Source organism: Streptomyces sp. ISL-36 (genome assembly GCF_018614205.1).
Lineage (GTDB): Bacteria > Actinomycetota > Actinomycetes > Streptomycetales > Streptomycetaceae > Streptomyces.
Genome location: NZ_JAGGOS010000011.1, coordinates 54,532 through 64,599, shown reverse-complemented (window position 1 = coordinate 64,599; position 10,068 = coordinate 54,532). Strand labels below are relative to the sequence as shown.

At 73.6% G+C, this 10,068-nt stretch carries 9 protein-coding genes and 1 pseudogene; 7 read left to right on the top strand and 3 right to left on the bottom strand.

Going from position 1 to position 10,068, the window contains the following annotated elements; genetic code table 11:
* From J7E93_RS02260 to J7E93_RS02235, 6 genes and pseudogenes are all read left to right on the top strand, one after another.
* Nucleotides 1–227 (top strand): annotated as a pseudogene (locus tag J7E93_RS02260) (hypothetical protein); the annotation flags it as partial.
* A 219-nt stretch (nucleotides 228–446) separates the two neighbouring features.
* Nucleotides 447–1,226 carry a DUF6081 family protein gene (locus tag J7E93_RS02255; RefSeq protein ID WP_215065510.1) on the top strand — a complete coding sequence of 260 codons (780 nt, stop codon included), beginning with the start codon at nucleotides 447–449 and terminating at the stop codon, nucleotides 1,224–1,226.
* Nucleotides 1,226–2,557 carry an NDP-hexose 2,3-dehydratase family protein gene (locus J7E93_RS02250; RefSeq protein WP_215065509.1) on the top strand — a complete coding sequence of 444 codons (1,332 nt, stop codon included), beginning with the start codon at nucleotides 1,226–1,228 and terminating at the stop codon, nucleotides 2,555–2,557. The genes J7E93_RS02255 and J7E93_RS02250 overlap by 1 nt, the downstream gene beginning before the upstream one ends.
* A complete protein-coding gene (locus tag J7E93_RS02245; RefSeq protein ID WP_215065508.1) occupies nucleotides 2,554–3,666 on the top strand; it encodes a Gfo/Idh/MocA family protein in 1,113 nt (370 codons plus the stop codon). The genes J7E93_RS02250 and J7E93_RS02245 overlap by 4 nt, the downstream gene beginning before the upstream one ends.
* 12 nt (nucleotides 3,667–3,678) lie before the next feature.
* Entirely contained in the window at nucleotides 3,679–4,284 is a 606-nt protein-coding gene (locus tag J7E93_RS02240) for a dTDP-4-dehydrorhamnose 3,5-epimerase family protein (RefSeq protein WP_215065507.1), read from the top strand.
* Complete coding sequence (locus J7E93_RS02235) at nucleotides 4,281–5,597, top strand: DUF6365 family protein (protein WP_215065506.1); 1,317 nt, start codon at nucleotides 4,281–4,283, stop codon at nucleotides 5,595–5,597. Before J7E93_RS02240 ends, J7E93_RS02235 begins: the two co-directional genes overlap by 4 nt.
* Nucleotides 5,598–5,708: 111 nt before the next feature.
* On the opposite strand, the gene rfbH is transcribed toward J7E93_RS02235, so the two are convergent.
* Both rfbH and J7E93_RS02225 read right to left on the bottom strand, forming a co-directional pair.
* Nucleotides 5,709–7,010 (bottom strand): lipopolysaccharide biosynthesis protein RfbH, encoded by a 1,302-nt coding sequence (rfbH, locus tag J7E93_RS02230; RefSeq protein ID WP_215065505.1) that lies wholly within the window; start codon nucleotides 7,008–7,010, stop codon nucleotides 5,709–5,711.
* A gap of 83 nt (nucleotides 7,011–7,093) precedes the next feature.
* Nucleotides 7,094–8,017 carry an NAD(P)-dependent oxidoreductase gene (locus J7E93_RS02225; protein WP_215065504.1) on the bottom strand — a complete coding sequence of 308 codons (924 nt, stop codon included), beginning with the start codon at nucleotides 8,015–8,017 and terminating at the stop codon, nucleotides 7,094–7,096.
* Between the two features lie 142 nt (nucleotides 8,018–8,159).
* Here J7E93_RS02225 and J7E93_RS02220 point away from each other — a divergent pair, with 142 nt between their 5' ends.
* Nucleotides 8,160–9,377, top strand: coding sequence for a hydrolase (locus J7E93_RS02220; RefSeq protein ID WP_285440863.1), 1,218 nt, complete (start codon nucleotides 8,160–8,162; stop codon nucleotides 9,375–9,377).
* 102 nt (nucleotides 9,378–9,479) lie between these two features.
* On the opposite strand, the gene soxR is transcribed toward J7E93_RS02220, so the two are convergent.
* The gene (gene soxR, locus J7E93_RS02215) at nucleotides 9,480–10,067 is read right to left on the bottom strand and encodes a redox-sensitive transcriptional activator SoxR (protein WP_215065503.1); all 588 of its coding nucleotides are present in this window, start codon (nucleotides 10,065–10,067) and stop codon (nucleotides 9,480–9,482) included.
* Between the last annotated feature and the right edge of the window lies 1 nt (nucleotide 10,068).

Below are 10,068 nucleotides of genomic sequence, written 5' to 3'. Positions count from 1 at the left end.
GTACGGCGCTGATCGGCCCCGTCGACCGGATCGCGGACAGGATGCGCGACTACGCCGACGTGGGCGTGACCACGCTCGGGGTCATGGTCTCGGCCGCCGCGACCGGCCTGGAGGGGCGGCTGGCGATCGTCGAGGCGGCGGCCCGCGCCCTGGAGCGCTCCGGCACCGCCACCCCCGTCCCCACCCCTCCCCCTGCCCCTGCCCCTGCCTCCACCCCCACCGCCTGACCCTTCTTCGGTTTCACGTGAAACATCACCCGGCAGGCGGGCGGGCCTTCGCGGTGGCCGACCCCGGCACGGCCTTGTGCGCTCCGGCACGCTCCGGTGCGACCGAGCGGCCTCCGTCGTGTTTCACGTGAAACATCGCCGGCCCGGCCCCGCCGCCCCCGGTCGGCCGTCCGCCTCGCCCCTCACCGACCAGAGAGCCCGGAGAGTACGGAGAACGCCATGACGCTCCTCTTCCACGACGACTTCGCCGAAGGGCTGCGGGTGCGCGACCCCCGGACCCGGCCCGAGGGCCCCTGGTCGCTGCGGCCCACGGGGGCACTCGCGGCCGGGGACGGCATCGCCCGCGCCACGGCCGCCGGCCTGGTGGTCGAGCCCACCGGCACCGACCGGGACACCGGCCGTCCGGCCTTCGTGGTGCCGCCCGAAGGGGAGGCGGTCGACCATCTGCGCTGGGCCGCCTTCGGCCCGGCATGCGCTACCGACGGAGCCACGCTGACCGTGTCGGCGACCCTGTCGACCGAAGTACTGGGGGTCGTGAGGGACGGGGCGGCGGACGACGACATACGCGACGGCGCGGGCGCGCTCGTCGTACTGGACCGCGACGCCGGGCTGATCATGGACTTCGCGCTGACCGACGCACGGGTCTGGGCGCTGTACGGCCGGGTGCCCGCACCGGACGGCACGCGGGGAGGATTCTCGTACAGCGTGCCGCTCGCCTCGCGCCGGCCCTCGGACAGCCACCGCTGCGCCCTGGTGGTGCACCCGGAGTCGGGCGTCGCCCGCTGGCTGCTCGACGGCGACGAGGTGTTCGCCGTAGAGCGGCTGGGACACGGCCTGCCCGAGCCGGCGCGTGCGGACTCCTGGACGCCGGGGCGGCTCTCCACCGTGCGGTCCGCGTCCCTCACGCCCGGCCTTGCCCTCATCGCGGACTCCCCGCACGGCCAAGGCGCACGGCTGACCGTCTCCGACCTGTCCGTCAGCCAGGGGGTGGCAGGCTGATGCGGATCAAGGACGCGGCCGACTTCCACACCTGGTTCGCCGAGCGGGGCGCGGCCCACCGCTACCGCATCACCCCGGCGCCGCTGCACGACCTGGAGGGCTGGTACACCGACCCGGTGAGCGGCGACGTCCGCCACCGCAGCGGCCGGTTCTTCTCCGTCGAGGGCCTGCGGTACGGCCGGCAGGAACCGGACGGGCCCTCGTGGACGCAGCCGATCATCCGGCAGCCGGAGACGGGTGTCCTGGGTGTGCTGATCAAGCGGTTCGACGGGGTGCCGCATCTGTTGATGCAGGCCAAGATGGAGCCGGGCAACATCAACACGCTGCAGCTCTCGCCGACCGTGCAGGCCACCTTCAGCAACTACACCCGGGTGCACCGCGGCTCCGCCGTGCGCTACATCGACCACTTCCTCAGGCCGGGGGCCGGGGACCGGGTCCACTACGACGCACTGCAGAGCGAGCAGGGCTCATGGTTCCTGGGCAAGCGCAACCGCAACATCGTGGTGGAGACGACCGGAGACGTCCCCGTCCACGAGGACTTCTGCTGGGTGCCGCGCCCGGTGATGGCGGAGCTGCTGCGGGTCGACAACCTCGTCAACATGGACTCGCGCACCGTGCTGGCCGGGCTGCCGGACGAACCCCGCGAGGGTCCCGCGTCGGAGCGGGTGATGGAGAAACCCCTGCACGACACAGCGGCGCTGCTGCACTGGTTCACCGAAGCCAAGGTGCGCCACCGTCCCGAGCGCACGACGATCCCGCTGAGCCGGGTCGGCGGCTGGCGCCGCGACCCCGAACGGGGTGAGATCGTCCACGAATCGGGCCGGTACTTCCGCATCATCGGCGTCGATGTCGAGGCCGACAGCCGCGAGGTGACCTCCTGGTCGCAGCCGATGCTGGCACCGGTCGGCCGCGGAGTGATCGCCTTCGTCAGCAAGGAGATCCACGGGGAGCGCCATCTGCTGGTGCAGGCCCGCGCCGAGGCGGGGACGTTCGACGCCGTCGAGCTGGGACCCACCGTGCAGTGCAACCCGGGCAACCTGGCCGACGGCGCGCCCCGCCCGCCCTATCTGGAGGCCGTCCTGACCGCACGGCCCGAGCAGGTGCTCTTCGACGCCGTCCACTCCGAGGAGGGCGGCCGTTTCTACCACGCGGAGAACCGCTACCTCGTCCTGGACGGGGACGAGGTGCCCGTCGACGTACCCGAGGACTACACCTGGATGACGGTACGACAGCTCACTCGCGCCGGCCGGATCGGCAACCTCGTCGACGTGGAGGCGCGGACCCTTCTGGCGTGCGTCCGCACCCTGCCCGACCACGGAGCGGCCCCATGAGCCCGGCACCCGTCGACCCGACGAGCCCGGCACCGACCGGCCCGACGAGCCCGGTACCCGTCGGCCCGACGAGCCCGGCACCCACCAGTCCGCCAAACACGGCGCACACCCCGCCCACCCCGCCCCCGAGGTCTCTGCGGATCGGGGTCGCGGGCTGTGCCGACATCGCGCTGCGCAGGATGCTGCCCGCCTTCGCCGCTTCCCCGCACACCGAACCGACGGTGATCGCCAGCCGCAGCGCCGACAAGGCCCGGGCCGCCGCCGAGACGTACGGCTGCGCGGCCGTCGAGGGGTACGACGCGCTCCTCGAACGTCCCGATGTGGACGCCGTGTACGTGCCGCTGCCGATCGCCCTGCACGCCCGGTGGACCGAGCGCGCGCTGCGCGCGGGCAAGCACGTCCTCGCCGAGAAGCCGTTGACCGCACGGGCCGCCGACACGGCACGCCTGCTGGACCTCGCCCGGGAGCGTGGCCTCGTCCTCGCCGAGAACTACCTCTTCGTCCACCACGCCGCGTACACGGCCGTGCGGGACCTGGTGGCCGCCGGCGTGATCGGTGACGTACGGGCGCTGAGCGCCTCGTTCACGATCCCGCCGCGCCCCGCGGACGACATCCGCTACCGCGCCGACCTCGACGGCGGAGCCCTCCTCGACATCGGTGTGTATCCGCTCCGGCTGGCCTCCCTGCTGCTCGGCCCCGAACTGCGGGTGCACGGCGCCGTCCTGCGCCACGACGCCGCGCGCGGTGTCGACCTCGGGGGCAGCGCCCTGCTCGGCGACCCCGTCACCGGGGCCGGCGCCCACCTGGTGTTCGGCATGGAGCACGCCTACACGGCGGGCTGGCGGCTCCTCGGCAGCGAGGGCAGCCTCGCCCTCGACCGGGCGTACTCGCCGCCCGCCGGCCACCGTCCGGTCCTGCGGATCGAGCGCGCGGACGGCTCCGAGGAGCGGGTCCTTCCCGCGCACGACCAGGCGACCGCGGCCGTCGCCGCCTTCGCCGAGGCCGTGCACGGAGCCGGCCGGGGTGACGCGGTCGACACCGCCCCGGTGCTCCGCCAGGCCGAGCTGGTCGACGCCGTCCGCCGGGCGGCCCACCTCGTGAAGATCTGAGGGGCGACGAGGATGGACATCCGAGAGCTCCGGGAGGTACCGGGCGCCCATGTGATCACCCCGCGGCAGTGGCCCGACCCCCGCGGCACGTTCTTCGAGTCGCTTCGCACGGATCTGGTGAGCGAGGCCGTCGGCCGCCCCTTCGAGGTGCGGCAGATCAACTACTCGACCTCGCGCCGCAACACGCTGCGCGGTGTCCACGGTGTGCTGATCCCGCCCGGCCAGGCGAAGTACGTCACCTGCGTGCGCGGCGTGCTGCGCGACATGGTCGTGGACCTGCGGGTCGGCTCCCCGACGTTCGGGAACAGTGCGAGCACCCTGCTCACGCCCGAGAACGGGGTGGCCGTCCATGTCTCCGAGGGCCTCGGTCACGGCTTCCTCGCCCTCTCCGACGACACCTGCATCTCCTACGCCCTCTCCACCGCGCATGTACCGGGCACCCAGTTCGAGATCGACCCGCTCGACCCCGAACTGGCGCTGCCCTGGGGCTTCGACGAGCCGCCCCTGCTGTCCGCGAAGGACGCCGGGGCGCCGTCGCTGCGTACGGCTCTGGAACGGGGCATCCTGCCCCGCTGGCCGGGGCCCGACCTCCACCACGGGAAACGGGACCAACCATGAAGCTGCTGTTCATCGCCCCGGTCGTCGGCACCCACGGCGAGGTCACCACCGGCCTGGGCCTGGCCGGACTGCTCGCCCCCGCCGGGATCACCGCCCACTTCGTCGTGGACACCCACAACGCACCGCAGATCCGGGCCGCGGGCGTGCCCGGCACCGTGATCGACGCGACGATGGGAGCCGGTGTCCGTACGGTGATCGAGGACGTCGTACGGGCCGAACGGCCCGACGTGATCGTCCTCAGCGACTACCTCTCGTACTGGCTGATGATGCACCGCGTCTACCGCACCGATCCCTGGTTCGTGGAGCGGCTCGGCGTCCCGGTGATCCCGCTGGACCTGTACGAGTGGGAGAACACCGACTTCCGCATCGACCACTTCGGCCTCGACCTGCAGGTGGACCGGAGGATCCTCGACATGCCCGTCCAGCTGCGGCCCGCCCCCTGGGCGCGCCCCGACCCGGGCCCCGGCAGCCGAGCCCTGACCTACCCCTTCATGCGCCCGCTGCCCCGGCCCACCGCCGAGGCCCGTCGCGCCGTGCGGAGTTCCCTCGGGCTGGGGGACGGGGACCGTCTCCTCTCGCTGTCCGTCTCGGGCTGGCAGCGGTACGCCCAGACGGTCGAGGACCCGACGACCCGCGGGCTCGCCCGGCGGGTGCCGGAGCGGGTCGCGGCGGTACTGCGCCGGCTGCCCTCCACCACCCGTTTCCTGGTCGTCGGGCCGGATCTGGACGGTCTGGAACGGCTGCCGGCCGAGCGCACCCACCGCGTGCCGGCCTGCGCGCCCGACCGCTATCAGGACCTCCTCGACGCCTCGGACGCGGTGCTGTCCCTGCACGTGCCCGCCTCGGCGCTGGTCCGTTCCGTCTTCTCGGACCTGCCCGCGGTGTACATCGGGCACAGCGGCCCGGTCACGGACGCACCGCACGCCCAAGGACCGCACGCCGGAGGGCCGGACACCGAAGGACCGCACGCCGAAGGACCGGACACCGAAGGACGGGACGCCGAGGGACCGGACGGACCGCATGCGGAGGGCCAGGACGCAGGGACGCCGGGCGTCCTGGAGCCGTACAGCATGTGGCCGCTGCGCTGGAACTCCGTCATCCGGCCCCTGCTCGCGGACAACCCGCTGGCCGAGACCTTCCGCCGGGCCGAACTCCTCGACACCGAGGGGACGGTGGCGGCGCTCGACGCCGTCCTCCACGATCCGGACGAGCGCGCCCGGCTGGCCGAGGGCCGCACCCGCTACCTGGCGGCGCTCGACGCGCTGCCGCCCGTGCCGGAGATCTTCGCGGAGGCGGTCCGCCGGCTGCACTGAATCCACGCACCGGGGCCGCACGCCGAGGGCACGTACCCAGGACGCACATGACGAGGGGGAGGGGCCCGTGACCGGGCCTCCTCCCCCTCCCGTTACCTCCTGCTACGTGTCTCAGCGTGCCGACGTCGCGAACTCCCGGATGCTGCCCGCGACATGGTCGATCATCTCGTCGGTCAGGCTGGGATGGACGCCCACCCACAGGGTGTGTTCGGTGATGACGTCGGAGTTGGTCAGCTCGCCCACCACCCGGTAGTCGCGGCCCTGGTAGGCGGGGTGCCGGGTGAGGTTGCCGCCGAACAGCCGCCGGGTGCCGATCTTCCGCGAGCCGAGGAAATCCTCCAGGCCCCGCCGGGCGAACGGCGCGTCGGGCAGCACGGTGAGCACGAAGCCGAACCAGCTCGGGTCGCTCTGCTCCGTCGCCCGGGGCAGCAGCAGCCCGGGAACGTCCGCCAGACCCTCGTACATCCGCTGCCAGTTGGCGCGCCGGGCCTTGCCGAAGGAGTCGAGCCGCGACAGCTGGCTGACACCCAGCGCGGCCTGGATGTCGGTCGCCTTCAGGTTGTAGCCGAGGTGGGTGAAGATGTACTTGTGGTCGTAGCCGTGCGGCAGCGTCCCCAGCTGGTAGTCGAACCGCTTGAAGCAGGTGTTGTCCTTGCCCGGTTCGCACCAGCAGTCACGGCCCCAGTCCCGCAGCTGCTCCACGATCCGCGCGAGCGCCAGATGACGGGTGAGCACACAGCCGCCCTCGCCCGTCGTGATGTGGTGCGCCGGATAGAAGCTGGTCGTGGTCAGGTCGCCGAACGTGCCGGTCAGCCTGCCACGGTGGTAGGAACCGACGGCGTCGCAGTTGTCCTCGACGAGGTACAGGCCGTGCTCGGCGGCGATCGCGGCCACGTCCGCCACCGGGAACGGGTTGCCCAGCGCATGCGCGATCATGATCGCCTTCGTGCGCGGGCCGACCGCGGCGAGGACCCGCTCGGCGGTCGTGTTGTACGTACCGAGCTCGACGTCGACGAAGACGGGGACCAGGCCGTTCTGGATGATCGGGTTGACGGTCGTCGGGAACCCGGCCGCCACCGTGATCACCTCGTCGCCGGGCCGCAGCCTGCGCTCGCCCAGCGTGTGCGAGGTCAGTGAGGTCAGGGCGAGCAGGTTCGCCGAGGATCCCGAATTGGTCATGTGCGCCTTGCGCAGCCCGAAGTAGCGGGCGAAGTCGCGCTCGAAGCGCTGCGTGCTCGGCCCGGCGGCGATCCGCAGGTCGAGCGCCGCCTCGACGAGCGCGACCCGGTCGCTCGCGTCCAGCGCCGCGCCCGAAGGCTGCACCGGGGTCACGCCCGGCACGAACTCACGGTCCTCCCTCGCCTGGTGGTACTCGCGCACCCTCTCCAGGATGTGCGTCTTCTCCGCATCCATCGGGATCGTTGCCTTTCGCCGGGCCGACAGGGCTGGGGGGCGCGGACGTGCCGCCTCGAACCCCGCCACCCTGGGCTCGCCCACTAGCCGGTCACTAGAGGCCCGGTGGAAGCCGTCGCCGCGGCCTCCCACAGCCCGCGCAACGACTCCTGCGGGCCGCGCACCGCGCGCCAGCCCAGCAGCCGCGCCACCTCGTCGGGATCGGCCGGCCGGGCACCCACCCCGGCCAGGCCGCCGGGCGGCGCCCACCCCGGGTCCGGGAGCCGCTCCTCCACGCGCGCGGGCACGCCGCTGATCCGGATCAGCGCGTCGAGGAGCTCCCGTACGTCGACGGGGTGACCGGTGCCCAGGTCGAGGGCCCGGCCCCGTACGTTCCGGGCCGTGGAGGGGTCGGCCGCCGCGACCACCGCATCGGCCGCGTCCCGTACGTCCAGGAACTCACGGCGCTCGCGTACGGCGAGCGTCGTCACGGTCACCGCCTCACCCGTACGCGCGGCACGGGCGAGCTGCGCGCCGACGCGCCCCAGGAAACTTCCCTCGGGGGTGCCGGGGCCCAGCAGGTTCGGCAGCCGCAGCACCGTTCCGCCCGCCGCCAGGACGCGGGCGGCGGCGGCCGCCTTGATCCGTCCGTAGGCGGTCGCCGCCGTGTGTTCGTGCACGCTGCCGAGCTGGACGAAGCAGGGCGCCGCGGCCCCCAGCGCTGTCAGAACGCGGGACACGGCGGCCTCGTTGGCGGCCGCCATCTCCGCCTCGTTCACGCCCCACACCGCGCCGGCGGCGTTGACCACCGTGTCGGGCGCCACCGCGGCCAGCTCGGCGGCGAGCCGTCCCGGCTCCGCGCGCACCAGGTCGACGGCGCGCGTGACCACGCCCGGCGCTCCTCGGTCGCGCCGTGCCCAGCCGTGGACCTCCCAGCCCCGGGCCAGGAACGCGGCACACACATGGCGGCCGACGAAACCGCTGCCGCCGAGGACGAGGACGCGCGGCGCGGACGTGGAGCGGGACATGAGGGGGCCTCCTGGAGAGCTGCTGCCTGGTGCTGCCGGGCCCGGCAGCCTTCCAGGGCGGCCTGTAGTCCGGCTCGAGCGGCGCGCGTGAGGCTGGCGCCCAGCACCAGCCAGAGGCACTGTCACGAGGAGCAGACCAAGGATGCCGACACAGCAGACGTCCCCGCCCACGTCCCCGCCCACGTCTCCCCAGACCTCACCCCGGACCGCACCCCGGATCTCCCCGCGGATGTCCGGCCAGGGGGCCTCCCGTATCGACTCCGCCGCCCTCGTCGTCGCCGCGGCCGATGTCGCGAAGATCGCCGCGGAGCACGCGCAGGCCGCCGAGCGCGACCGCCGACTCGCCCCGGAGGTCGTGCGGTTCATGCTGGACGCCGGATTCGCCCGCCACTTCGTGCCCCGCCGGCACGGCGGCGACGCCGGAACCTTCGAGGAGATCGTCCGGGCCGTCTCCGTGGTCGGAGAGGGCTGCACCTCGGCCGCCTGGGCCGCCTCGCTGACCGCCTCCCTCGGCCGGATGGCGGCGTACCTCCCCGAGGCCGGTCAGCGGCGGATCTGGGCGGGCGGCCCGGACGCCCTGATCGTGGGCGCGCTCATGCCCTTCGGCCGGGCCCGCCGCGAGGAGGGCGGCTGGCGGATCAACGGCACCTGGCCCTACGTCAGCGTCGTCGATCACGCCGACTGGGCGCTGGTGTGCGCGATGACCACGGAGGAGCGGCCCGTGGCCCGCTTCTTCGCCGTACCGCGCGGCAGCTGGCGCACCGAGGACACATGGTCGTCGGTCGGCATGCGCGGCACCGGCAGCAACACCCTTCATGTCGAGGACGTCTTCGTGGCGGACGAGCTGACCTTCACCCGGGACGCGATCGCCACGGGCGTCGCCGACAACGCCGAGGCGCCCTGCCACCGGGTGCCACTCAAGGCCGTCAACGGCCTGTGTTTCGCCGCCCCCGTACTGGGCGCCGCCCGTGCCGCGCTGGCGGCCTGGCGCGAGGGGACCGCGCCCCGCCACACCTCGGCTTCGGGCGGTCTGGAGAGCGCGGCGGCCGTGGTCCTCGGCCGGGCGGCGGGCGAGGCGGACACGGCGGCGCTGCTACTGGAGTCGGCGGCCCGCACGGCGGACACCGGTCGGGTCACCGACCTGGAGGTGGCCCGCAACAGCCGGGACTGCGCCCTCGCCGCCGAGCTGGCCACGGCCGCCGTCGACCGGCTCTTCGCCTCCGCGGGCACGCGGGCCCACCAGGAGACGGCGCCGCTCCAGCGCCACTGGCGGGACGCCCACTCGGCCGCCGGCCATGTCGTTCTCGGCTTCGCGGGCGCCGCCGAGGCGTACGCCCGCGAACTCCAGCGCGAGAAGTAAGCGCGAGAAGTAAAGGAGCCGTACGAAAGCCGGGGCGTACGGAGCGGGGGCAGGCCTCCGCTCCGTACGCCCCGGTCGTCGTACGCGCCCGGCCCGTACGTCTCAGTCCGTCGGATCCGTCGCGCCACCCTGGCACGACGTGCTCACGCCTCCGCACGGATCAGCCACAGGAGCGGTCGCCTCCGCCGCGGGGGCGTTCCGCGTCCGGCCGCGTGCCGCCGCGCCCGTCGGCTCGCGCAGCAGGCGGCGCGGCCCGGGGCCCTCCTCGCCGAGCTCGTCGTACGGATTGGTCAGCGGGCAGTCCCGCACCGACAGGCAACCGCAGCCGATGCAGTCCTCCAGGCCGTCGCGGAGTGCGAGCAGCTGCTCGATCCGCTCGTTGAGGTCCGCGCGCCAGCGCTGCGAGAGCCGGGCCCAGTCCTCCCGGGTGGGAGTGCGCTCCTCCGGCAGCTCCGCCAGCGCGTCACGGACGGTGCTCAACGGGATGCCCATGCGCTGCGCCACCCGGATCACCGAGATGCGGCGCAGCGTGTCCCGGGTGTAGCGCCGCTGGTTGCCGGGCGTCCGGCGGCTCTTGATGAGCCCCTTGGACTCGTAGAAATGCAGGGCCGTGACCGCGACGCCGCTGCGCGCCGACAGCTGTCCGACGGTGAGTTCGGTGACGTGGTACGCGGGTCGGGCGACGGTCATG